19 protein-coding genes are annotated in these 21,763 nt (G+C 71.9%); 7 read left to right on the top strand and 12 right to left on the bottom strand.

All coding sequences use genetic code 11. From position 1 onward, the window contains the following. Positions 1–6: 6 nt before the first annotated feature. Positions 7–960 carry an alpha/beta hydrolase gene (locus ACFV4P_RS12585; RefSeq protein ID WP_380470753.1) on the bottom strand — a complete coding sequence of 318 codons (954 nt, stop codon included), beginning with the start codon at positions 958–960 and terminating at the stop codon, positions 7–9. Positions 961–1,147: 187 nt separating this feature from the next. Between ACFV4P_RS12585 and ACFV4P_RS12580 the strand changes: the two genes are divergently transcribed. Continuing rightward, positions 1,148–1,990 carry a spermidine synthase gene (locus ACFV4P_RS12580; protein WP_380470219.1) on the top strand — a complete coding sequence of 281 codons (843 nt, stop codon included), beginning with the start codon at positions 1,148–1,150 and terminating at the stop codon, positions 1,988–1,990. Positions 1,991–2,194: 204 nt separating this feature from the next. Here the strand turns inward: ACFV4P_RS12580 and ACFV4P_RS12575 are convergent, their stop codons facing one another. Both ACFV4P_RS12575 and ACFV4P_RS12570 read right to left on the bottom strand, forming a co-directional pair. Next, positions 2,195–3,199, bottom strand: a complete 1,005-nt coding sequence (locus ACFV4P_RS12575; protein ID WP_380470217.1) for a GNAT family N-acetyltransferase — start codon at positions 3,197–3,199, stop codon at positions 2,195–2,197. A 528-nt stretch (positions 3,200–3,727) separates the two neighbouring features. Further along, positions 3,728–3,943: a heavy-metal-associated domain-containing protein gene (locus tag ACFV4P_RS12570; protein ID WP_380470215.1), complete on the bottom strand. Its 216-nt coding sequence runs from the start codon at positions 3,941–3,943 to the stop codon at positions 3,728–3,730. A gap of 393 nt (positions 3,944–4,336) precedes the next feature. Between ACFV4P_RS12570 and ACFV4P_RS12565 the strand changes: the two genes are divergently transcribed. Together ACFV4P_RS12565 and ACFV4P_RS12560 are read left to right on the top strand one after the other, a co-directional pair. After that, positions 4,337–4,897 carry a chloramphenicol phosphotransferase CPT family protein gene (locus ACFV4P_RS12565; RefSeq protein ID WP_380470213.1) on the top strand — a complete coding sequence of 187 codons (561 nt, stop codon included), beginning with the start codon at positions 4,337–4,339 and terminating at the stop codon, positions 4,895–4,897. Positions 4,898–4,978: 81 nt separating this feature from the next. Continuing rightward, complete coding sequence (locus ACFV4P_RS12560) at positions 4,979–5,710, top strand: carbon-nitrogen hydrolase family protein (RefSeq protein ID WP_380470211.1); 732 nt, start codon at positions 4,979–4,981, stop codon at positions 5,708–5,710. A gap of 25 nt (positions 5,711–5,735) precedes the next feature. Here ACFV4P_RS12560 and ACFV4P_RS12555 read toward each other — a convergent pair whose 3' ends face one another. Then, a complete protein-coding gene (locus ACFV4P_RS12555) occupies positions 5,736–6,230 on the bottom strand; it encodes a DUF5709 domain-containing protein (protein ID WP_380470209.1) in 495 nt (164 codons plus the stop codon). Positions 6,231–6,587: 357 nt separating this feature from the next. Between ACFV4P_RS12555 and ACFV4P_RS12550 the strand changes: the two genes are divergently transcribed. Next, positions 6,588–9,437: an ATP-binding protein gene (locus ACFV4P_RS12550; RefSeq protein ID WP_380470207.1), complete on the top strand. Its 2,850-nt coding sequence runs from the start codon at positions 6,588–6,590 to the stop codon at positions 9,435–9,437. A 3-nt stretch (positions 9,438–9,440) separates the two neighbouring features. Here ACFV4P_RS12550 and ACFV4P_RS12545 read toward each other — a convergent pair whose 3' ends face one another. The 3 genes from ACFV4P_RS12545 to ACFV4P_RS12535 all read right to left on the bottom strand — a co-directional run bounded on the left by ACFV4P_RS12545 (position 9,441) and on the right by ACFV4P_RS12535 (position 11,233). After that, the gene (locus ACFV4P_RS12545; RefSeq protein ID WP_380470206.1) at positions 9,441–9,605 is read right to left on the bottom strand and encodes a hypothetical protein; all 165 of its coding nucleotides are present in this window, start codon (positions 9,603–9,605) and stop codon (positions 9,441–9,443) included. Between the two features lie 137 nt (positions 9,606–9,742). Continuing rightward, positions 9,743–10,972, bottom strand: coding sequence for a glutathionylspermidine synthase family protein (locus tag ACFV4P_RS12540; RefSeq protein ID WP_380470204.1), 1,230 nt, complete (start codon positions 10,970–10,972; stop codon positions 9,743–9,745). Positions 10,973–10,978: 6 nt separating this feature from the next. Next, a complete protein-coding gene (locus ACFV4P_RS12535; RefSeq protein ID WP_380470202.1) occupies positions 10,979–11,233 on the bottom strand; it encodes a hypothetical protein in 255 nt (84 codons plus the stop codon). A gap of 229 nt (positions 11,234–11,462) precedes the next feature. Between ACFV4P_RS12535 and ACFV4P_RS12530 the strand changes: the two genes are divergently transcribed. Continuing rightward, positions 11,463–11,885, top strand: a complete 423-nt coding sequence (locus ACFV4P_RS12530; protein WP_380470200.1) for a DUF350 domain-containing protein — start codon at positions 11,463–11,465, stop codon at positions 11,883–11,885. Positions 11,886–11,965: 80 nt separating this feature from the next. Here the strand turns inward: ACFV4P_RS12530 and ACFV4P_RS12525 are convergent, their stop codons facing one another. From ACFV4P_RS12525 to ACFV4P_RS12515, 3 genes are all read right to left on the bottom strand, one after another. After that, the gene (locus ACFV4P_RS12525; RefSeq protein ID WP_380470198.1) at positions 11,966–13,108 is read right to left on the bottom strand and encodes a homoserine O-acetyltransferase; all 1,143 of its coding nucleotides are present in this window, start codon (positions 13,106–13,108) and stop codon (positions 11,966–11,968) included. Positions 13,109–13,116: 8 nt separating this feature from the next. Further along, positions 13,117–14,436, bottom strand: a complete 1,320-nt coding sequence (locus ACFV4P_RS12520) for a bifunctional o-acetylhomoserine/o-acetylserine sulfhydrylase (RefSeq protein ID WP_380470196.1) — start codon at positions 14,434–14,436, stop codon at positions 13,117–13,119. Positions 14,437–14,686: 250 nt separating this feature from the next. Then, positions 14,687–15,574, bottom strand: a complete 888-nt coding sequence (locus ACFV4P_RS12515) for a LysR family transcriptional regulator (protein WP_380470194.1) — start codon at positions 15,572–15,574, stop codon at positions 14,687–14,689. A gap of 91 nt (positions 15,575–15,665) precedes the next feature. Here ACFV4P_RS12515 and ACFV4P_RS12510 point away from each other — a divergent pair, with 91 nt between their 5' ends. Then, positions 15,666–16,613 (top strand): EamA family transporter, encoded by a 948-nt coding sequence (locus ACFV4P_RS12510; protein ID WP_380470192.1) that lies wholly within the window; start codon positions 15,666–15,668, stop codon positions 16,611–16,613. A 35-nt stretch (positions 16,614–16,648) separates the two neighbouring features. Here the strand turns inward: ACFV4P_RS12510 and ACFV4P_RS12505 are convergent, their stop codons facing one another. Beyond that, entirely contained in the window at positions 16,649–17,686 is a 1,038-nt protein-coding gene (locus ACFV4P_RS12505; protein WP_380470190.1) for an NlpC/P60 family protein, read from the bottom strand. 195 nt (positions 17,687–17,881) lie between these two features. Here ACFV4P_RS12505 and ACFV4P_RS12500 point away from each other — a divergent pair, with 195 nt between their 5' ends. Continuing rightward, a complete protein-coding gene (locus ACFV4P_RS12500) occupies positions 17,882–18,733 on the top strand; it encodes a DUF4253 domain-containing protein (protein WP_380470189.1) in 852 nt (283 codons plus the stop codon). A 421-nt stretch (positions 18,734–19,154) separates the two neighbouring features. Here the strand turns inward: ACFV4P_RS12500 and ACFV4P_RS12495 are convergent, their stop codons facing one another. Beyond that, positions 19,155–21,731 carry an FtsX-like permease family protein gene (locus tag ACFV4P_RS12495; protein ID WP_380470186.1) on the bottom strand — a complete coding sequence of 859 codons (2,577 nt, stop codon included), beginning with the start codon at positions 21,729–21,731 and terminating at the stop codon, positions 19,155–19,157. Between the last annotated feature and the right edge of the window lie 32 nt (positions 21,732–21,763).

Below are 21,763 nucleotides of genomic sequence, written 5' to 3'. Positions count from 1 at the left end.
AGGCGGCTATGGAGTGGGGAAGTAGGCGGCGAGCCAGCGGTCGAGCTCCACGAACACCTGGGCCCGGACCGGCTCGGCTGAGAGGACCAGGTCGTGGATGCCGCCTTCGATGCGGATGGTGGTGACATGACGGCCGAGGCGCGGTGCGAGCGCGGCGATGTCATCGGCGCGCAGGACCGCGTCGGTGTGCATCAGAGCGGGATCCCACCGGCTGGTGACGGTGGAAGCCGTGGAAGCCATCATCAGTACCGGACAGTCGACGGAGATCCCGCGCCGGAGCGTGCGGTGCCCACGCTGGATCGCTGCCAGCCAGCCGGCGTAGAGCGGAAAGCCCTCGGCCGGCTTCATCGCGAGGTCGAAATCCCAGCTGCCCCGGTGCTCGCGGTGAAGACTGTGGACGTAGTGCGGGTTGAGCGGGGCAGGCAGCTTCCGGGTGGGGGAAGCGCGGCCGAGGGCATCGAGAGCCGGAGCCCCGAGCGTACGAACCGCGGGCGAGGCAGGCATCGACAGGAACGGACTGTTGAGGAACAACCCGTCGACCAGCCCACGCCCGGCGCGCCGGGACGCCCACAGCGCAGTCACCAGCCCGCCGGTGGAATGCCCGTTCACCAGCAGCCGGGTATGGCCGTCGAATTCCCGGATCACGCGAATCGCCTCGTCCAACTCCTCGTCGTACACGGCGAGATCTGTGACGAAGTTGGGGGAGTGGTGAGGCCGGAGCGACCGGCCGTACTTGCGCAGGTCCAGGGCGTAGAAGGAATAGCCGGCGGCGACGAAGTGGTCGGCGAGGTGGGTCTGGAAGAAGTAGTCGGTGTAGCCGTGCACATACAGCACCGCCCGGCGGGAACCCGGGACCAGCCGGCGGACCAGGGTGGCACTGACCGCCCCTTCCTCGTCCGGGACCAGTGGGAGCTCCGCCGCCTCGTACGGGGCACCCAGGATGTCTTCGCGGAACTCCATGCCAGCCACACCCACTTCCTGCTCTGCCGCGCCGCCCCGGGCTCTCCGAGGCGGTACCACTTCCGCGACCATACCGGGCGGTAGGTCGCTCCGTTTGGGAAGACTGCCCTGGTCGGGCCTAAGCTGCCCGCATGGCTGTCCCTTCGTCGATCGTTTTCCGCCCCGTCACGTTCCGGAGGCCTGTCCGATGACCGGACCGGCCGGACTGCCGGACCCGCGCCCTGTGGAGCGCGAGGTGGCGCTGGGGACAGCCAAGTTGATGCCCGACATCGATGACGAGGGCGGTTGGCTGCTCACCCTCGACGGCACGCCGCAGTCGTATGTCGATCTTCAGGACCCCACGCATCTCGAGTTCGAGTACGTCCAGCGGATCGCTCATCTGCTGGACGTGATCGCGGAGCCCGGGGAGCCGCTCGACGTCCTGCACCTTGGCGGTGGCGCGCTCACTCTGCCTCGCTATCTCGCTCGGACTCGGCCGCGCTCGCGGCAGCAAGTGGTCGAGGTCGACGGCCCGTTGACCGAGTTCATCGCAGAGCACCTCCCCTGGCCGCCCGGTATCGACGTGGTGGTCGGCGACGCCCGGTCGGCACTCGAATCCGTGGCGCCCGGAACGTTCGACGTGGTGGTCGCCGACGTGTTCCGAGGCTCGCGGACGCCGGCGCATCTCACCAGCGTGGAGTTCGTCCGGCTGGCTGCGGCCACGCTCCGGCCCGGCGGATGCTACGCGGCGAACCTCGCAGACGGCCCGCCGCTTGCATTCGCCAAGGCCCAAGTGGCCACCGTTGCTGCAGTTTTCGCCCACGTCTGCCTGGTGGCCGAGCCCAGCGTGCTGCGGGGCCGCCGTTACGGGAACGTCCTGCTGATCGGCTCCGACGAGCCGTTGCCCGCGAAGGAGTTGAGTCGGTTGCTCGCCTCCGACCCCTTCCCGGCCCGGCTGACGGAATCGCCGCAGCAGGCTTCCGAGCCGGTCACAGATGCGACCGCCGAGGACTCGCCGCCCCCACCGGCGGGCGCGTTCTCGTTGAGTTGAGACCGACCTCAGGCTGCGCGGAGTGCTGTGCAGGAAGTCGTACTTGATGGCGAACTCCTTTCCATGGAAGACGACGGCTACGAGTCAGGCACCGGCAGGTGGCCAGCGTCGGCCGGACGGCGAGCTGGAACGGCGGCGGGGGCGGGCCGTCCGGCCGACGGCAGTCATGGGTGGTTGTCCCGACTGGGTATGCGGTGGGGCTGATCAGCCAGCGGAGAGAACCAGCCGGCGCGCTATCTCGTTGTAGCCGAGCAGTTCAAAGGCGGCGATCATGGGGTGGTTGGTGAGGTCGGTGTCGGCACGGACGACGGTCTCCTTGGCCTCGGTGGCGAGGACTCGGGTGATTTCGGCGAGGATCTCGGCCACGAAGCCCCGTCCGCGGAACTCGGGGAGGACACCGAGGTAGCCCACCACCGAGGTGTTGGAGTTGCGCGAGGGGATCCCGAAGCCGACCACCTGACCCGTGGACATCCGGGCTATTCGCCACCAGGAGCGTTCACCGAGCATGTCGTGGCGGTAGAAGGCGACATCGTTCCGGGCTTGCTCCTCGGGACCGACGAGCAACGCCTCGCGTGTGGTGGCCGCGTCCAGGCTCCCGGGGAGAGTGCGGCGGAGGAGATCGACGAACACCTCGTCGTCGGGCTCCGGCGTGAAGACGAGCCGCTCCGAGACGGAGGGGACCGGGCCTTCCGCAGTCCATTCGAAGCGGAGACGTTCGGTGACAACGCGTAGGCCGGCCGCCTTCGACGCCTCGCGGCGCCACTTCACTGCTGCCGCAGTCTCGGGTTGGTCGCGCCAACTCGGCGGCAGGAACAGGTGGTACTCCGGCAGGGCGGTGAGGCCGTCGGCGGCGAAGACCTGATGGGCGGCGGTGAGCAAGGCAGCAGTAGTTGCGATGCGCGGATCGCCGGAAGGCTGGGACGGAGGGAACGTGCGCGCATCGGGACCGGTGAGAACCGATGAAGCAGCGGTGGAGAACAGGCCGTCCAGGCTTCGGGGGTAGGCGTCGCCAGGCATGCCCCACCAGATGGCGAGCAGCAACGGCGCTCGCCCAGGACCTGCCTCTGCGACCCAGATCCACTCCGGACGGTACTCGCCGTCGGCGAGCCGGGACCGGACGACGTCGGCGGAGAGCATGGTGGATGAGTCGGGCTGGATGTAGGAAAGGACAGCGTCCAGCTCTTGGGGAAGGATCGGACGGAAGATCACAGGGCCTCCGGAACAGGGAAGAGTGGGAGGCGATCCCGATCGTGACGATCCGTGATGACCCCCCGCAGGTGGTGGATCAGGTGGTCGCGCGAGCGATCGGGTGCGCCGTGGGGCTGGGACGAGCTATCGGAACCACCGCGGAACCTCCTCTCGAAAGCTGAAAGCGCAAGCTCGGCATCAGTTCTTTGCTGGGCCGGTATCGAACCCTCGGTAGAACCGACCTGCCGTCAGTGGCTCGAAGCCTAGAGGGCTGTCGGACCGCCTGCAAATTATTTTTCGGGGGACTTTTCGCAGGGCCTCGGTGGTCCTGAAGGCGGCGGACTTGGGTGTTACAGCTAATTACCCGAAAGAGTGGACCCGGAAATACTGGCACCGAGCGAGATTGGTGAGGCTGCGGTGGCGGTAGAACTGGCGATGGCGGCGGCGAGCTTGAGAGGAGGTGCCGGCCGATGAGTGGGCAGAGTGACGGGCCGGCACCGGTGGACGGCAGCTGCTAGGGGCTGAGGCGCCCCACGGCGATGCCGTAGGTCAGAGGCGGTCGCCGAGGGCGAAACCGGCAGAGGTGGCGGCGGCTCGGACCTGGTCGTCATCCAGCGGTTGAGCCGACTCGATGATGATTCGGCCGGCCTGCATGTCGGCGCTGACACCGGTGATGCCGGGCAGCGCGTTCAACCCGGCGGTGACAGTGCGCCCGCAGTGGCCGCAGCTCATTCCGTTGAAGGTGAACACGGTGATGGTGGGCATGGATTACCTCCGTTGAACCGATCGGGTGCGGCAGTCGGTCAGTGAGTCGACGATGCCGCAAGGTCCAACGTGGGCAAGGCGGTGTGGGCACTGGGGTGAGCCGTGTTGTGCCCCCATCGGGTGGTGTCCCGGGAGGGCCTTTGTTGATTGTCAGCTAATCATGACTCTTTTGATGGCGATCGGAATGTGCCGCCTGCATTGCGGGTGCGGATTCAGCCGGCGGTCGAGGAAATCGTCTGGCCGATTTTCGAATCAGGAGGAAAGGCGAGTGTTCGGTGTTCATAGTGGAAAGCTCATTGCCCCTGGCTGCGCCGATTCCGGGGGCTGCCGAGTGGTGAGGTCTGCTGATCTGGCAAGGTTGGCTGCAGTCGGAAACGTGACAGGGGTGGTCGTGTGGGTGAGACGGTGGGGCGCATCATTTTTCTCAATGGCACATCCAGTTCGGGGAAGTCGAGCGTTGCGTACGAGCTGCTGGACGTGCTCGACGACGAGGTCTGGTTCCATCTCGGCGTCGACAGGTTCAACGCGATGCGGACCAAGCGGGCCATGGAGCAGGCTCAGTTCGACGAGGCGCTGAAGCGGACCAGGATGGGGTTCCATCGGTCGATCGCCGCGATGGCGGAAGTCGGGAACAACGTGGTCGTCGACCACGTCCTGAGCGAACCGTGGCGGCTGGCGGACTGTCTCGACGTGCTCAGCCCCTACCGGGTCTTGTTCGTAGGGGTTCGCTGTGGCCTGGACGAGTTGATTCGACGTGAGACCGCGAGGGGTAACCGGCCATCCGGGCTGGCGGCCGTTCAGTACGACCTGGTGCACCGTCATGGCGACTACGACCTGGAGTGTGACAGCGGAGCGTACTCACCCCGCGAGTGCGCCGAGCAGATCAGAGCGTTCCTGCCGAACCAACCGGAGTCGACCGCCTTCGGGCGACTGCGGGAAGGCGCAGGTCGGTAGCCTCGTTCGGCTTCCGGGTGAGGCCGGGGCGATGGCGGTCGGTCAAAGCGGGCGGTCGGAGTGTCAGGGAAGGGAAGCGGCATGGTGCAGGTTCGGGTGGCGGCGGCGCAGTTCGAGTGCGTGCCGGGAGACGTGGAAGCGAACGTCGAGCAGATTACGGAGCTGGCGCGGGAGGCGCGGAAGGCCGGCGCAGCTGTGGCGTTCGGGCCGGAGCTCTGCCTCACGGGGTACGAGCTCGAGATGATCGCTACGGACCACGGGCTGTGGACGGAGCCGGACGACAGGCGCCTCGATCCGCTGCGCGAGGTCGGCATAGCCGTGGTGGTCAACGGCGTTGCCGCGGGTCCGGGTGGTGAGCCGCAGATCGTCAGCACCGTGTTCGGGCGGGACGGCGCCGTGGTGACGACGTACGCGAAGGAGCACCTGTACGAGAACGAGCAGGAGGTGTTCACGGCGGGCAGCGGTGGCGGCCGGTTCTGGCTGGACGGGGTCGGCTACTCGCTGGCCACCTGCTTCGACAACCATTTTCCCGAGGTGACGGCACGGAACGCTGAGCTGGGGTGCCAGGTCCACCTCGCCAGTTCGCTGTACGGCACCGCGGGCGGGCGGGAAGAGCGGCGTACGGTGCATCCGGCGATCGCGAAGGCGAGCGGGATGCACGTGGTGCTGGCCAACCACGTCGGTGTCGCCGGGCCGTGGACGGGCTGTGGAGGCAGTGCTGTGTGGGCACCGGACGGGTCTGTGGTGGCGGAGGCGGACGAGACCGGTCCGCAGCTGCTGGTGGCCGACCTGGAGGTTCGGATGAACAGGTGAGACGGACGGGAACGGGCGGCGGACGTCAGCGGTACTCGTCGTCGGGCACCCGGTCGGCCAAGTCGTCGAGAACGGTGAACCCGACCGCTTCGCGCAGTGGCTCGTCGGGGACGGCGTCGTCGAACTCGGCCTCGGCGTCCTCGTCGGGGTAGACCAGGTGCACGGCGGCCTCCTCGGCGCTGGCCGCCCCGCCGTCGGGGCCCACGTCGGAGCCGGCGGTGTCGATTCCGTCCTCGACCAGGCGTCCGGCACGCGGGGAGGGCCCGGCGGTCCAACGGTCGTCGACCACCTCGGAGTTTTCGTCGGGTTCCTCTTCCGACAGCAACTGCTCCAGGGACTCCCCGCGTGCCGCCTCCCCGGGCGTGGTGCCGTACGCGGTCGCGCCGTGGTAGCGGTCGGAGGGGAGGATGCCGGTGTCCAGCGGGTCGTCGTCGAGCCGGTCCGTGAGCAGGGAGTCGGCCGGTTCGAGAACGCCGTCGTCCTCGGCAGGATCCGGGTCCTGGGAGTCCCAGTCGGTCATGACAACACCTGTCCTCGTCACTCGGGGTGAGGTCCCACGCAGCTTCTTCATGCTTGCCAGGGAGCCACCCGGCTCGCAACAGGACGCGGTGGCGGCGGCCTGGGAATGCGTTGCGGGACAGCTGGGCGGAGGCGAGTGAGCGGGGGCACTGGTTGGGCGATGGGCGGAGCTGGACCGGCGTCGGCTTTGTTGAGTGCGAAGTGGTGCCGAGGCGGGACGGCAGCGGCGGAAGGCGGAGGGCGGAGCTGGTCGGGTCGGTGGTGCAGCAGGGAATGTGAGTGGTTCGGAGATCGAGCGGACTGGTCGGTCGGTGCGGTGGGCGGGAACGATGTGGGCGAACGGAGGAGGTGCGCAGTGATGAAGGGCGGCGGAGTGCCGGGGTTCGTCGGGCGGCGGCGTGAGCTGGCTCGGCTGGCCGCAGCGTTGCGGGCGGCGCCCTCGGTGGTGCTGGTGGAAGGCGAGGCGGGTACCGGGAAGTCCGCACTGGTGCGTCAGGCACTGGCGGTGGCCGGGACGGCACCGGAGCGCGTGCTGAGCGGGTACTGCCATCCGATCGCCGAGCCGATGCCATACGGGCCGGTGCTGGATGCGTTGCGGTCCAGCGGTCCGCTACTTGCGGAGGCAGCGCCGTTGCCGGCGAGCACAGGCGCGCTTCGGTCGTGGCTGCCGGAACTCGGAGCGTGGCTGCCGCACGCATCCGACGGCGGGGACGAACGGCATCGGTTGGTGCAGGGCATCCGGGCGCTGCTCGACGCGCTGGGCCGTGTGGTGCTGGTGGTCGAGGACGCGCAGTGGGCGGACCGGGCGAGCCGTGAGCTGTTGCTGCTGTTGGCCAGGGATCCTCGGCCGGGTCTGTCGTTGCTGGTGACGTACCGGGCGGAGGAGCTGGCTGCGGGTGCGCCGGTGCTGGGCGCGGCCTACCGCTGCCCGCCTGGGGTGGCCGGCGGATTGGTGCAGCTCGGGCCGCTGGAGGAGGCAGAGGTACGGGAGCTGGCGGCCCGGGAGTGGAGTGCGGAGGCGGTGCCCGAGCTGGTGGCCGTGCTGGGCGAACGGTCCGGTGGCCTTCCGGCCCTCGTTGTCGAGGACCTGGCGGCCTTGCGGGAGAGCGGTCCGCACTCTGAGCCGGCGATGGCACTGGCGGAGGCCGAGCTGCCACGCGGGCTGCGGGACGTGGTCGCCGAACGGTTGGCCGGGCTCGGACCGGATGCTCTCGCGGTGGCGGAGACGGTGGCGGTGCTGGACGCGCCGACCAGCGAGGAGGTGATCGGCGAGGTGGCGCAGCTGTCGGCCGAACGGGTGGCGACGGCCCTGGTGGACGCGCTGCGGGCAGGGGTCCTGGCCGAGCCCACGGCGGCCCGGTACGCGTTTTGCCGGGAGCCCGTCCGGCAGGTGGCGTATCGGCGCATCCCGGGGCCGGTGAGGTCGGCGCTGCACCGGCGGGTGATCGCCGTGCTGCGTGCTGCCGAGCCGCAGCCGCTCGCCCGGATCGCCGCGCACACCAGGGCCCTCGGTGACCGGGCCGCCTGGCAGGGGGTGGCCGAGGAGGCCGCCGGGCAGACGGCCGAGCAGGGTGACCCGGCGGCGGCCGGGCTGCTGTTGCGGGAGCTGCTGGCGGAGACGGATCTGGCCCCCGAGCGGCGGGTGCGGGTGGCTCGGGCCCTGTCGGCCATCGCCGCGAACGCCGCCGACGACACCGCGAGCACTGCCGCGCTGGGCGGGATCGTCGCCGACCCGCGTCTGCCGGTCGCGGACCGGGGCGAGATCCGGTTGACGCTCGGGCTGCGGGTGGCCGTCCAGGGCGGTGACCGGGCCGGGTTCGCGCAGATCGAGCGGGCCGCCGACGAACTCGCCGAGCGTCCCGCCAGGGCCGCGCGTGCGCTGGTGGCGCTGGCGATGAACGAACGCGACGGTGCGGGTGCAGCCGCCCGGGAGCACATGGCGAAGGCCGCCGCGGCGCTGGAGGTCGAGCCGGACGAGGAGGTCGCCGCCGCCTACCGTGCCACCCTGCTGACCTTCCAGGCCCGCGAGGGCGACCCCGCGCTGTGGCCCGAACTGGACCGGCTGCCACGTGACTCCACCAACCCGGAGCTGGTTCGGCAGACCACTCGGGCCCTGTACAACGTCGGCGACATCGCCCTCGACACGGGGCACGACCAGCGAGCGGGCCGGTTGCTCGCCGAGAGCCGGGCGTTGGCCCGGCAGGCCGCGAGTTCCTACCTGGAGTGCTACAGCCGGATCGCCCTGCTGCGGCTGGACGGGCTGGCCGGGCGCTGGCAGGGTCTCGAGGAACGGTTCGCGGCGCTGGGCACGGAGTTCCCGGACGTGGCGATGGCCGGTGTCGAACGCGCCATGCTGCTGGGGCGATTGGCCGCCGCGCGGGGGCGGCTGGCGGTGGCCAGAGCGGAGTTCACCAGCGCGGCCGAGTACGGGGAGCGGGAGTCGCAGGTCACCGCGGCGCTGCGGGCCGCGGCCGGTCTCGGTGCGCTCGAACTGGCCGAGCACGGCGGGGCGGCGGCTGCAGTCGTGGTGGCACCCGCCGTGGCGATCCTCCGGCAGGCGGGGGCCTGGGCGCGCAGCGGGGAACTGCTGCCGGTGGCAGTGGAGACGGCACGAGCGATCGGCGACATCGACGCCGCCCGGCACCTCACGGAGGAAGCCGCGGAGGCACTGGGCGGTGTCGATGCACCGGCCGCGTACGCCGGACTCGAACTGGCCCGGGGCCACCTGCTGGACGGCCTCGGCGGCACCGGCACCGGCACCGAAGCCGGCGGCGGTGCGGCCGAGGCGTACCGACGGGCACGGGACGCCTGGCGGGCGATCGGCCGCCCGTACGAGGCCGCCCGTGCGGAGGAGCGGCTGGCCCGGGTGCTGGCCGAGCACGACACGCAGGCCGCGGCCGAGTGGCTGACCGCCGCGGAGGCGGCCTTCACCACGCTCGGGGCGGCGTCCGACGCGGCGCGCTGCCAGCACGTCCGGCGTGATCTCGGCCTCGGGCGGACAGCCTCGCCGGGGCGGCGAGGTTACGGCGAGGCTCTTTCGCCACGCGAGCGGCAGGTGGCGGAGCTGGTCGCGCAGGGGGCCGGCAACCAGGACATCGCGCAGGCGCTGTTCCTGTCGCCGCGTACGGTCGAGCACCACGTGGCGAGCGTCCTGCGCAAGCTCGGGGTGGGGCGGAAGGAGGTGGCGGAGGCGTTGGCCGCCAGGTGACGGTCAGTCGACCGTGCGGGAGTGGTGGGGCAGGCGGGCGAGGTGGGCGAGGGTGGCCCGGCGGGTCTGGCGTTCGACGGTGCCGCGGCGCGGACAGCGCGCGGCGGGGTGCTCGGGGGCGGTGAAGTGCTCGCTGGCGTAGAGGCGGAAGCGTTCGCGGCGGGTCATCCGGATCTCCTGACTGGGGGTGGGGAGAGCGGACACCAGCTTCGCCGTGGGTCGGTGGGCTGATCAATGCGTAGGGGATACCCATCCGGAGCGGCGAAGAGTACGTAGTCGCAGTGTGGGTCGGCGGGTGAGGAGGTTCAGCGAATGATGTGCGGGAGGAAACGGGCGCCCTGGTGGGTGATGGGGCTGTCGTCGGTCTCGCGGATGCCGAGGCCGGCGGATTCACCGTCGACGACCCAGGTGCCGAGGACGGGGCGGTTGCCGTCGAAGTCGGGGAGGGGGTGGTACTGCTGGTAGCAGTGGCCTTCGGAGCCGTAGCGGTCCGGGTCGCCCGCCCAGTCGGCGAGGCGGGTCTGGGTGCCGTCGGGTTCGACGATGCGGATGCCGGCGCCCTCGCGGCCCAGCAGCGGCTTGGCTGCGTAGCCGGGGCCGTCGGGGTCGGCGAGTTCGCGCGGGCCGTCGAGGTAGGCGGGCAACAGGTTCGGGTGGCCGGGATTGAGTTCCCACAGGACGGCCAGCAGCGCCTTGTTGGACAGCAGCATCTTCCAGGCGGGCTCGATCCACAGCGTGGAGCCGGTGCCGCCGCCGAGGTCGATGACGTCGAGGAGCCGGTCGGCGAACTCGTCCTCGACGAGCCACTCCCACGGGTAGAGCTTGAACGCGGAACGGATGAAGCGGTGTTCGAGGTCGACGAAGCGGCCGCTCAGGCCGTCCCAGCCGATGTCCTCCATGGCGATGCCGACGGTATCGAGACCGGCCTGTTCGGCGCACTCCTGGAGGTAGAGGGTGGTCAGCCAGTCCTCGCCCTCGGTGTCGCCGCGGGAGTGGGCGAAGTGCACGGGCCCGGGCGGGAGCAGGTGCTTCTGGCGCTGCCAGGAGGCGATCAGGCGTTCGTGGAGGGAGTTCCACTGGTCGGCGTGGGGGAAGCGGTCCTCCATCCAGAACCACTGCGGTCCGGCGGCCTCGATCAGCGAGGTCGGGGTGTCGGCGTTGTACTCGAACAGCTTGGCTGGGCCGGTGCCGTCGTAGGCGAGGTCGAACCGGCCGTACACGCTGGGCTGTTCGTCGCGGCGGTGCCAGGACTCGGCGACGGCCGCGGCCAGTCGGAGGTCGGTGATGCCGAAGTCGGCGAAGCGGCCGGTGCGCACCACGTGGTCGGCGGCGGCGAGGGAGAGTTCGTGGAGTTCCTCGACGACCTCTTCCAGGGCCTCGACCTCGGGGAGGGAGAACTCGTAGTAGGCGCTCTCGTCCCAGTAGGGGTGCGGGCCGCCCTGGTTGCAGGGGTCGGAGCACATCGCGTACACGAGGCCCTGGGACTCGACGGTGGCCAGCCAGTCGGCGCGTGGAGTGATGGTGTGACGGCGCATCAGGGATCAGCCGCCGCCCGAGCCGCTGCTGCTGCCCTTGGGGCAGCCGAAGCCGCCGCGCTTGGTGGCGGCCTTGTCGAAGGTGCCACCGTTGACGGTGTCGGTGCCGTACCCGCAGTAGTACCAGCGGCCCGCGCCGGCACCGCCGGCCGAACAGGAGTGGCTGTCCAGCACCTTCAGCGTGGTCGGGTCGACGCAGCGGCTGGGCGGAGTGCTGGAGGAGGAGCAGCCGGACAGGGTGAGGGCGAGCGTGCCGACCATGCCCAGCGTGACGAAGCCCGACCGGCGGCGGGTACCTGGTATCGGTTGGTCCGGGGCGGGAGCGGCGGGCGGCGGCGGTGTCATGGCGGACCATCGTACGCGGAGGGTGTGATGGTCGGACCATTCCCGTCGGAAACTGACGACCTGCCAGGACGATGGGCTATCTTTTGCCAATCCTTGACCATGGCGCGGCCCGGCGCGGCCGCGCGACCCCGGGGGAGCCCCGCTGATGAACGAGATAGTCCACGGCCTCGGCGCGGCCGCCGTCTACGGCCTGGTCGGCCTGCTGCTGTTGCTGCTCGGCTACCTGCTGATCGACGTGCTCACCCCGGGCAAGCTCGGCCGGCTGATCTGGGCGGAGGGCAACCGCAACGCCGCCCTGCTGCTCAGTTCGGCGCTCCTCGGCGTGGGCGGCATCGTGTACACCGCGATCCGCACCACCTACGACGACTTCGGCAAGGGCCTGGTCTCCACGCTGTGCTTCGGCGTCCTCGGGCTGCTGCTGATGGCGCTCGCGTTCTGGCTGCTGGACGTGCTCACCCCCGGTCGGCTGGGCGCGATCCTGGTCTCGAAGGAACCGCACCCGGCGGTGTGGGTGTCGGCCAGCTGCAACCTGGCTGCCGCAGCGATCGTCGCCGCCTCGATCGCCTGACGGAACACCTGACGGAACACCTGACGGAACAGGTGGCGGATCGCCGGACGGGCCGCCGCCTCCGACGGCGCGTCGCGGCGTCATCGGTGCGTGGCCGGAAGGAGTTCGGCGAGCAGTGGTGCCACCTGGCCGGTCTCCAGCAGGAAGCCGTCGTGGCCGTACGGCGAGGAGATCACCCGGAGGGCGTCGGCGTGCGGCAGGTGCGCGGCGAGTTCGGCCTGTTGGGAACGCGGGTAGAGCCGGTCCGAGTCGACGGCGGCGATCAGCGCGGGCGCGGTCACCCGGCGCAGCGCGGCGGCCGTCCCGCCCCGGCCGCGGCCCAGGTCGTGGGCGTTCATCGCCTCGTTGAGGACGACGTAGCTGCCCGCGTCGAAGCGGTGCGCGAGCTTCGAAGCGTGGTGGTCGAGGTAGGACTCGACGGCGAACCGCCCGCCGCGCCAAGGGTGTTCGCCGGCCTGTGGGGCGCGGCCGAAGCGGGTCGCGAGTTCGGTCTCGCTGCGGTAGGTGATCTGGGCGAGCCGGCGGGCCAGGCCGAGACCGCGGTGCGGCCCGGCGCCGGGCGGCAGATGGTGGTAGTCGCCGCCGTGCCAGCCGGAGTCGGTGCGGATCGCGTGCACCTGTGTGGAGGCGTGCGCGATCTGCTCGGCGGAGGCCGCCGCCGCGGTCGCCAGCACCAGCAGCCCGCCCACCCGCTCGGGGTGCGCGACCGCCCATTCCAGCGCCCGCATCCCGCCCATCGACCCGCCGACCACCAGCGCCCACCGCGCCACGCCGAGCGCGTCGGCGAGGAGCGCCTCGGCGGCCACCTGGTCGCGCTGGGTCAGGAGCGGGAAACGCCCGCCCCAGGCCCGCCCGTCGGGCGCGGGGGAGGACGGCCCGGTGGAGCCCTGGCAGCCGCCCAGCACGTTCGGCGCCACCACGAACCAGCGGTCGGTGTCCAAGGGCCGCCCGGGGCCGACCAGTTCGTCCCACCAGCCGGCCGTGGGGTGGCCGGCCGCGGCGGGCCCGGCGAGGTGGCTGTCGCCGGTCAACGCGTGCAGCACCAGGACGGCGTTGGAACCGTCCGGTGCGAGCGAGCCCCAGGTCTCGTACGCCAGTCGCGCGTCCGGCAGGGTGCCGCCCGCCTCCAGGACGAGCGGCCCGGGCAGCGCGAACCAGCGCCGCCCGCCGGCCGGGTCGCCGTCCCGCCAGGCCCCGGTGGCAGGCGGGACGGCAAGGCCCACAGTGCTGTTCAGGACACGCCCTTCGCCGAACGGAAGCCCGCCTCCAGGTCCGCCTTCAGATCGACGACGCTCTCCAGCCCGACCGACAGCCGCACCAGGCCGGGCGCGGTGCCGGTGGCCGCCAACTGCTCGGCGTCCAGCTGGCTGTGGGTGGTGGACGCCGGGTGGATCACCAGGCTGCGGACGTCCCCGATGTTGGCGAGGTGGCTGAACAGCTCCAGCCCGTCCACGAACCGCCGCCCGGCCTCGACGCCGTCGCGCAGCTCGAAGGAGAGCACCGCGCCGGCGCCGCGCGGCAGGTAGTGCTGGGCGGCGGCGTGCCAGCGGCTGGACGACAGACCCGGGTAGTGGACGGCCGCGACCTCGTCGCGGGCCTGGAGCCAGCGGGCGAGTTCCAGCGCGTTGGCGGTGTGCCGCTCCAGTCGCAGCGACAGCGTCTCGATGCCCTGCAGCAGCAGGAACGCCGAGTGCGGGGCGAGCGCGGGGCCGAGGTCGCGCAGCAGCTGCACCCGCAGCTTGGCGGCGAACGCGCCCGGCCCGAGGGCGTCCCAGAACCGCAGGCCGTGGTAGCTCGGGTCGGGCTCGGTGAAGCCGGGGAAACGCTCGGCGTGGGCGCCGAAGTCGAAGGTGCCGCCGTCCACCACCACGCCGCCGATGGTGGTGCCGTGCCCGCCGAGGAACTTGGTCGCCGAGTGCACCACGACGTCCGCGCCGTGCTCGATCGGCCGCAGCAGGAAGGGAGTCGGCACGGTGTTGTCGACGATCAGCGGCACCCCGGCGGTGTGCGCGACATCGGCGACGGCACGCACGTCGAGTACGTTGCCGCGCGGGTTGCCGAGCGACTCGGCGAACAGCGCCTTGGTGTTCGGACGGATCGCCGCCCGCCAGGCGTCCAGGTCGTCCGGGTCGTCGACGAAGCTCACCTCGATGCCGAACCGGGGCAGCGTGTGCCGCAGCAGGTTGAAGGTGCCGCCGTACAGCGACGCCGAGGAGACCAGGTGGTCGCCCGCCCCGGCGACCGTCAGCAGAGCCAGCGTCTCGGCGGCCTGACCGGAGGCCAGTGCGACCGCCGCCACGCCGCCCTCCAGGGAGGCCAGGCGCTGCTCCAGCACGTCGGTGGTCGGGTTGTGGATCCGGGTGTAGATGTTGCCCGGTTCGGCGAGGGCGAACAGGTCGGCGGCGTGCGCGGTGTCCCGGAACGCGAACGAGGTGGTCTGGTAGATCGGCACCGCCCGGGCCCCGGTCGCGGGGTCGGGCTGCGCGCCCGCATGGATCTGCCGGGTCTCGAACGACCAGCCGGGAGTGGCCGCAGGGCTCTGCTCGGACATGCTGCTCCTGTACGCGTGCGGGGAGGGGCGGACGGCTGCGCGGGCAGGGCGGAGCCGTCACGGGAGGAGGGGCGACGGACCGTCGGGATGTTCGGGCGGCGGAAGGAGGCCGCCGGGACGGTCACGGCGTCAGGTAAGCACAGCGCGGGAACGACCCGCCAGCGGATCGTCGGAGTGGACATGGGGGGACACGCGACGACACATCCAGGAGACCTGACGGTGCATCATCGGACAGTCAGGTTATGTGATTTCAGGCGGTCGGGGCTTCGGGAGGGATGCCCAGAAGGTCGAGGAAGGCGGCGGTCGCCGGAGTCCGGCCCGACCGGCTCCACACCGCCGTCTCGACCCGGGTGGGCGCGTCCGACACCTCGACGACGGCCACCCCCGTCAACCGGGACACGTACGCGGCGGGAAGCATCGCCACCGCCAGCCCCGGGCCGACCAGGCGGGGGATGTACGCGGCGTCGCTGACCTCGAACGCCACGTCACGGACCAGGCCGGCCGCGTTGAACGCCAGGTCGGTCTGGGTGCGGCCGGCCGTGCCCGCGGGCAGGTCGACGAACGGTTCGGCGGCGAGCGTGCGCAGGCTCACCCGGCGGCGGGCGGCCAGCGGATGGTCCGGCGCCACGACCGCGACCAGGCGGCCGCGGGCCAGCTCGCGTGCCGTCACCCCCGGCGGGCGCAGCGTCGGCGGCAGGCCGAGGAAGGCCACGTCCAGCGAGCCCCGCCGGACCTGTTCGATCAGGTCGTCGCTGGCGCCGACCCGCAGGCTGATCCGCACCTGCGGGTGACGGCCGCGGAAGGCGTGCAGCCCGGCCGGGATGTCCACGGCGGTGACGGTCGGAATCAGGCCCACCGCGAGCCGCCCGCGCACCTCGCCGACCGCCGCCGCGACCTCGGCCGCCGCCCGTTCCGCGGCCTCCAGGCACTGGCGGGCGGCCGGCAGGAAGGCCTCGCCCGCCGGGGTCAGCCGTACCCGGCGGCTGGTGCGCTCGAACAGCCGGGCGCCCAGCTCCTGTTCGAGGCGGGAGATCTGGTGGCTGAGCGCCGACTGCACGACCAGGCAGCGCTCCGCGGCGCGGGTGAAGTTGAGCGTTTCGGCGACCGCGAGGACGTAGCGCACCTGTTGAAGCTCCATGAACCCATCCTGTATCCATCGTGATTCCGGATCAATGCGCTGACAAACATGTGTTGGACTCATCGATCGGGTGAACGCCAGACTTTTCGACATGACAGCGACCGTCCCCACCCCGTCCGCCGACCAGCTCACCACCCGTCCACCGTCCGGCAGTTCGGGCCGCGGCCCCGGCGTCCTGCCGCGCACCGCGCTGACCGCGATCGCGCCCGCCGTCTGGGGCACCACCTACGTGGTCACCACGCAGCTGCTGCCGCCCGGACATCCGATGTTCGCGGCCCTGCTGCGCGCCCTGCCCGCGGGCCTGATAGCGCTGGCCGTCACCCGGACGCTGCCGCGCGGCAGTTGGTGGGGCAAGGCGGCCGTTCTCGGCGTACTGAACATCGGACTGTTCCTGCCGCTGCTGTTCACCGCCGCCGAGCGCCTGCCCGGCGGAGTCGCCGGAACCCTCGCGGCCGCCCAGCCGATGATCGTCGCCGTGCTGGCCGTGGTGGTGCTGCGTCAACGCCTCTCCGGCCGACGGCTGCTGTGGGGCCTGGTCGGAGTGCTCGGCGTCGGACTGGTGGTGATCGGCCCGAGTGCCGCCCTGGACGCCGTCGGCGTGGCCGCCGGACTCGGCGGCGCCGCCACCATGGCGCTCGGGGTCACCCTCACCAAGCGCTGGGGCCGCCCCGAGGGCGTCTCCCCGCTGGCGCTCACCGGATGGCAACTCACCTCCGGCGGCCTGTTCCTGCTCCCGCTGACCTTCCTCTTCGAAGGCGCCCCGCCGGCCGTCGACGGGCGAGCCGCACTCGGCTACCTGTGGCTCGGCCTGATCGGCGGACTGCTCACCTACGCCCTCTGGTTCCAGGGCATCACCAGCCTTCCCGTCACCAACGTCGCAGTGCTGGGGCTGCTCTCTCCGCTGGTGGCCGCCCTGCTCGGCGCGGTGGTGCTCGACCAGACCCTCGGCCCGGTCCAGCTGGTGGGCTTCGCCCTCGCACTGGCCTCGATCGTCGCCGGACAGTTGCCCGACCGCCGCCCCGCCCCCGCCCGGAGCTGATCGGCGATCGGATGTCGCGGCCTTCGCCCGGCTCGTCAGACCCGGCGGATCACATTGATCGAGATGGCGTCGACCTTCATCACCTTCACCACGTCACCGGCCTTCGGCGCGTGCACCACCTGGCCGTTGCCGATGTACATGCCGACGTGACCCCGGTCGGACTTGTAGATCACCAGGTCGCCGGGCTGCGCGTTGTGCCAGTCCGTGCCCACGTTGGTGCCGACCGTGGCCTGCTCCTGAGAGGTGCGCGGCAGCGCGACGCCGGCCTTCGCGTACGCCCACACCATCAGGCCCGAGCAGTCGAAGGTGCTCGGGCCGGACGCGCCCCAGATGTAGTCCGCGCCCTGCTTGCTGAGCGCGGCCTCCACCGCGACCTTGGCCGCGCCGGTGGCCGGGGGCAGAGTGGTCGGGTCGACCCGGGAGGCGCTGCGTGAGGCGGAACCGTCGGTGCCCCGGACGATCTCCGCGCGATCGGCGGCGGACACCGTGGCCAGCAGGCGCTGTGCCTCCTGCAGCTTGGACTGCACGGTGCCCTTGGCGTCGTCGAGCGCCCGGGTCTGGCCGTCCAGGTCGGCCAGGACGGCCGAGGCCTCCTGCTTCTGCTGGTTCAGCCGGCGTTGCTGCTCGTCCAGCGCCTTCAGGGTCTCGGCCTGAGTGCTGGCGGCCTGGTCGAAGGAGGACGCCTGGGACAGGTACCGGTCCGGGTCGGAGGAGAGCATCAGGCGCACCGACGGGTCGATGCCGCCCTGCCGGTACTGGTCGCCGGCCACCGCCGCCAGCCCGGTGGACAGTTCGTTCAGCTGCTCCTGGCCGCGCGCGATCTGGTCCTGCAGCTGGTCGGCCTGCTTGCGCAGCTGGTCGGCCTTCTCCTTGGCGCCGTTGTACTTCTCGGCGGCCTGCTCCTGCTCCTCCAGCAGCTTGTCGACCTGCGCCTTCACCTCGTTCTTGTTCGGCTGGGCCGGGGCGGCGTGCGCGCTCACCTGGGCCGACAGGGCCACCGCGGTGGCGGCGGCACCGGTCAGGACGTAAGTGCGGGCGCGGCTCGCTTGTTTCGGGCGTCGATGGGAAGCCATGCGGTTCCTGCTTTCTGCTCCGGTCGAGTGCATCAGTGTGCGTGATAATCCGACAATGAGTTTGAGGCCAGACCGTAATCAGCTCAGGGCCTCCACGTCCACTTCCGCAGGTCGCCAATTGGGCCGAGACGGCCCGGCATTGATTACTTCTCAGTAGGAAGTGGCCCTGTCGGCGAGGCTCGTTAGCGTGCACGCATGACCGACGCCCTCCACGAACTGCGCCACCTGCGGCCCTACGCCGACCTGACCGCCGTCGCCGCCCTGCTCCCCGCCGGACGGCTGGTGACGCCGGACGACCACGACGCGGACACCGCCCCCGTGCTCTGGATGAGCGACGGGCCCGCGCCCCTCGGCCTCTGGGAGAAGCTCCACCGCGAGCACCCGAACACCGGGCTGTGGCCGCTGCTGCTCGCCCCTCTCTCCACCACCGACGCCGCGTTCCGCCCCTGGGGATCCGGCGAACTCCAGCCGCGCGACGCCGGCGAACCCGACTGGTACGACCCCGCCGCGCTGCTGCGCACCGGCTGGGAGTGTTCCACCACCCCCGGCGGCGAGGACGGGGAGGCCGACCCGGAGGAGAGCGCCGAACTCGCCGAAAGCATCGCCCCGTTCACCGACGGCTGGCCAGGAACGGCGCCCATTCCCGAAGGACCCGGAGACCCCGACCGGGCCGCCCGCGCCCTCGCCCGCGAACTGCTGGCCAACAACGCGCACCTGCGGATCGGCCTGGTCCCCGCCGCCACCGGCGCCGAGGCGCTCGCCGCCTGCGGCTGGACCGGGCCGGTCAACCACGAGGGCGACATCGCCAAAGTCTCCGCCGTGCTCCTCGACTGGGAACGCCGCTACGGCACCCGACTGGTCCAGGTCGGCTTCGCCGACCTCGAACTGAGCGTTGGAGCGCCGCCCGAGGACGACGACCTGGCGCTCCGGATCGCCGCCGAACACCTCGCGTTCTGCCCGGACAACATCTTCCAGGGCGTCGGCACGATCGCCGACTACGCCCCCGGCCTGATCAACGCCGAGCAGTGGTCCTTCTGGTGGGACTGACCGGGACTCGGGACTCCGGCAACTCCCTGATCTGAGAGCGGAGATGGCAGAGCGTCAGCTTTGGCGGAGCCCGATTCACGCGTGCGGGCGGAGAATTGGCCGTTGGCTCACCCTGCGGGGTGGTTTGAGGCCCGGACCAGCAGGTTTGACCGGGAACCGCCCCTAGGCTTCGGACCATCCGGAACCGGCCGAAGCCGAACGGTCATTGAGCGGCCGTCGGGCCACCGGAGCGAAAGGGAGTACGGACCCATGACGCACACCGCGCAGGCGGAAGCGGACTCCACGCTGCGCCGCACCCTCGGAGGAGGAGTGCGTCCGGGGCTTCACCGAGTTCTTCACCGGCCGCACCGGCAGCGTGGCCGGGACCAACTCCTCGGCCGACCATGACGGCCGCCCGGCTGGGCGGCAGCCGGGCGGGCAGTCAGAGTGCGGTGGTGGGACGGGCGCGCAGCAGGACGCGCCCGGGGAGAGCGGTGGCGGCCAGGCACAGGAGCGTGGTCGCGGCGACGAGCGGAAGGGCGGAGGTGAGCGGAACGTGCGGGGCATCGGAGGTCAGCACACGAGTGAGCGGGGTGAGCGTCGCCCAGGCGATCGCGGCGCCGGTCACCAGACCGATCGCGGCGATCAGCAGCGCCTCCCAGCGCAGCATCGAGCGGACCTGCCGGCGGGTGGTGCCGGCCAGCCGCAGCAGGGCGATCTCGCGGCGGCGGTCAAGGACGGTCATCACCAGGGTGTTCGCGGCGGTCAGCGCCGCGAACCCGGCCAGCACGCCTGCCATCACGTTGTTCGCCCAACTGTTCAGCTCGCGGTCCTGGTCGTCCTGCTGCGCGTAGCCCTGGCGGTCCTTCACCGACAGGCCCTGCGGGGCCAGCTCGGACAGGGCCTTCGCGGTGGCGGCGCCGTCCGCGCCAGGAGCCTCCGCGACCAGCAGGCGCGCCGGGTACGGCGAATCGGTGTGTGCGGCGACCGCCGCCTTCGGCAGCAGCGCCTGCCCGAAACCGAGACCGCGGCCGTAGATCGCCACCACCGTCGGTTCGACCCGGGTGCCGTCACCGAGCCAGAACGCCGCCCGCTGACCGACCTTCACGTGCAGGCCCTCGGCCAGGAAGGAGTCCAGCGCGACCGTGTCGGCGGAACGGGAGAGGTCGGCCAGTGCGCCGGATGTCACACCCAGGTCCAGCACCTTCGTCAGGGCGGCCGGGTCGCCGTCCACCGCGACGGCGGGGGCCGAACTGAGCGCGCCGGAGGACGAGTACACCAGGCCGGTGGGCAGCAGGCCGACCGCGGAGTCCACACCCGGCAGGTCGGCCGCGCGGTCCACGACGTCCGAGGGCAGGCCGGGCGCGGAGACGGCGGTGACCACCCGGTCCGCCGTCAGCCCCTCGCGGACCTGCACCGAGGCGGCATGGTCGAGGCTGGACTGCAGGAACAGCAGCGTCCCGCAGAAGGCCGTGACCATCACGATCGGGACGGTCGCGGAAGCCAGCCGGCGGGAGGCGGACCCAGCATTGTCGGCTGCCAGCGAGGCCGATGCTCCAGCGGCGCGCAGCAGCACACCCACCAGGCCGACCGCGCCGCGCACCAGCCACGGGCCGAGCAGCCCGACCGCGACGAGGAAGCACAGCACCACACCCAGGGCGAGGTTGGCGGCCGTCGCACCCGCCATCCCGGCCGCCGCCACCGCCAGGGTGACGGCGCCGGCGGCGAACACCCCACCGAACACCGCCCGTACCACGCTCGGCGTACCCGGCCCGATGTCGGCCGCGCCGAGTGCCTGGGTCGGCCGCATCCGGGCGCTGTGCCGGGCCGCGACCAGACCGGCGGCCAGCGCCGTCCCCGTGCAGAGGGCGACCGCGACGAGCAACGGCAGCGGTCCCACATCGAGCGACACCCCGGCGGGCACCGCACCGCGAGAGACCAACTCGCCGAACCACCAGCGGGCCAGCAGCACCCCGGGCAGGACGCCGATCGCAGCGGCGACCGGGGCGATCAGGCCCGCCTCGGTGGCGATCGAACGGCGAATCTGGCGGGGCGTCGCCCCGATGGTCCGCAGCAGCGCGAACTCGCGGGCCCGCTGACCGGTGGCCAACGTGATGGTGCCGGCCAGTACGAACACCGCGACCGTGGTGGCCGTCCCGCCGAAGGAGCCGCCGATCCCGGCCAGCACCTCCTTCGCCTCCAGCAGCGCCGGCTGCTCCACCTCGCCGCGCTGCAGGCCCGTCGTCACCTGCGCCTTGCCGTCCAACGCCTGGCGCAGGGTCTTGGCCAGCGCGCGCGGGTCGGCGCCCGGCGCGGGGCGGACCGCCAGGGCGTCGATCCGGCCCGGGTGACCGGAGATCCGGTCGGCGGTGGCGTCCGGGAACCAGACGGTGGCCCGGCCGGGCTGCGCCTCGGCGAGACCGGAGATCCGGTAGGGCGCGGTGCCGGCAGGCGTGTCGAGGGTGAGGGTGGCGCCCGGGGCGAGGTGGGCGGCGCGGGCACTGGCGGCGTCCAGCACCAGTTCGCCGTCGGAGGGGGCGCGTCCCTCGGTGAGGCGCTCGCCGGGGGCGATGCCGAGGGCGGCCCAGCCGCGACCGGTGAGCCCGGGCAGACCGGTGAGCCCGGGCAGGTCGGCTTGCTCGGGTTGGCCGGCTTGGCCGGGCTGGCCGGGTCGGCTTGCGGACACCGGGAACGCGGAGTCGGGGCGGGCCTCGCCGACGCCCGGCACGGCGGCCACCACGGCCGTCAACGAGGCGTCCAGCCGGGCGAGTTCGGGCAGGGGTCGGGTGACGGTGTCGGGCCGCTTGCCGTGGACGACCGTGATCTTCACGTGCTGGTCGGCGGAGACCACGATCGGCGCATCCGCGTACCGGTCGGGCTTGACGGACGCGGTCAGACCGGTCTGCAGCAGCACGCCGCACGCGGTCACGATGGCGGAGGCGAACAGCAGCGCCAGGAAGGTGCCCGCGAACGAGGCGGGTCGGAAGCGTACGGCGGCGCGGGCCAGGCCGTTGGTCATGCGGTCAACTCCGAGGAGGCGAAGGGGAGACG

The sequence above is a fragment of the Kitasatospora sp. NPDC059795 genome, from assembly GCF_042732175.1.
GTDB lineage: Bacteria > Actinomycetota > Actinomycetes > Streptomycetales > Streptomycetaceae > Kitasatospora.
Note: the sequence above shows the minus strand (reverse complement) of the source record. Positions and strands in the feature narration are given on the sequence as shown.

What these genes read in the sequence shown, in the direction of transcription:
- ACFV4P_RS12510 (WP_380470192.1), top strand. Translation starts at nt 15,666, where the DNA reads ATGACAGCGACCGTCCCCACCCCGTCCGCCGACCAGCTCACCACCCGT.
- ACFV4P_RS12500 (WP_380470189.1), top strand. Translation starts at nt 17,882, where the DNA reads ATGACCGACGCCCTCCACGAACTGCGCCACCTGCGGCCCTACGCCGAC.
- ACFV4P_RS12530 (WP_380470200.1), top strand. Translation starts at nt 11,463, where the DNA reads ATGAACGAGATAGTCCACGGCCTCGGCGCGGCCGCCGTCTACGGCCTG.
- ACFV4P_RS12505 (WP_380470190.1), bottom strand. Translation starts at nt 17,686, where the DNA reads ATGGCTTCCCATCGACGCCCGAAACAAGCGAGCCGCGCCCGCACTTAC.
- ACFV4P_RS12520 (WP_380470196.1), bottom strand. Translation starts at nt 14,436, where the DNA reads ATGTCCGAGCAGAGCCCTGCGGCCACTCCCGGCTGGTCGTTCGAGACC.
- ACFV4P_RS12550 (WP_380470207.1), top strand. Translation starts at nt 6,588, where the DNA reads ATGAAGGGCGGCGGAGTGCCGGGGTTCGTCGGGCGGCGGCGTGAGCTG.
- ACFV4P_RS12545 (WP_380470206.1), bottom strand. Translation starts at nt 9,605, where the DNA reads ATGACCCGCCGCGAACGCTTCCGCCTCTACGCCAGCGAGCACTTCACC.
- ACFV4P_RS12515 (WP_380470194.1), bottom strand. Translation starts at nt 15,574, where the DNA reads ATGGAGCTTCAACAGGTGCGCTACGTCCTCGCGGTCGCCGAAACGCTC.
- ACFV4P_RS12535 (WP_380470202.1), bottom strand. Translation starts at nt 11,233, where the DNA reads ATGGTCGGCACGCTCGCCCTCACCCTGTCCGGCTGCTCCTCCTCCAGC.
- ACFV4P_RS12585 (WP_380470753.1), bottom strand. Translation starts at nt 960, where the DNA reads ATGGAGTTCCGCGAAGACATCCTGGGTGCCCCGTACGAGGCGGCGGAG.
- ACFV4P_RS12570 (WP_380470215.1), bottom strand. Translation starts at nt 3,943, where the DNA reads ATGCCCACCATCACCGTGTTCACCTTCAACGGAATGAGCTGCGGCCAC.
- ACFV4P_RS12495 (WP_380470186.1), bottom strand. Translation starts at nt 21,731, where the DNA reads ATGACCAACGGCCTGGCCCGCGCCGCCGTACGCTTCCGACCCGCCTCG.
- ACFV4P_RS12540 (WP_380470204.1), bottom strand. Translation starts at nt 10,972, where the DNA reads ATGCGCCGTCACACCATCACTCCACGCGCCGACTGGCTGGCCACCGTC.
- ACFV4P_RS12580 (WP_380470219.1), top strand. Translation starts at nt 1,148, where the DNA reads ATGACCGGACCGGCCGGACTGCCGGACCCGCGCCCTGTGGAGCGCGAG.
- ACFV4P_RS12555 (WP_380470209.1), bottom strand. Translation starts at nt 6,230, where the DNA reads ATGACCGACTGGGACTCCCAGGACCCGGATCCTGCCGAGGACGACGGC.
- ACFV4P_RS12560 (WP_380470211.1), top strand. Translation starts at nt 4,979, where the DNA reads ATGGTGCAGGTTCGGGTGGCGGCGGCGCAGTTCGAGTGCGTGCCGGGA.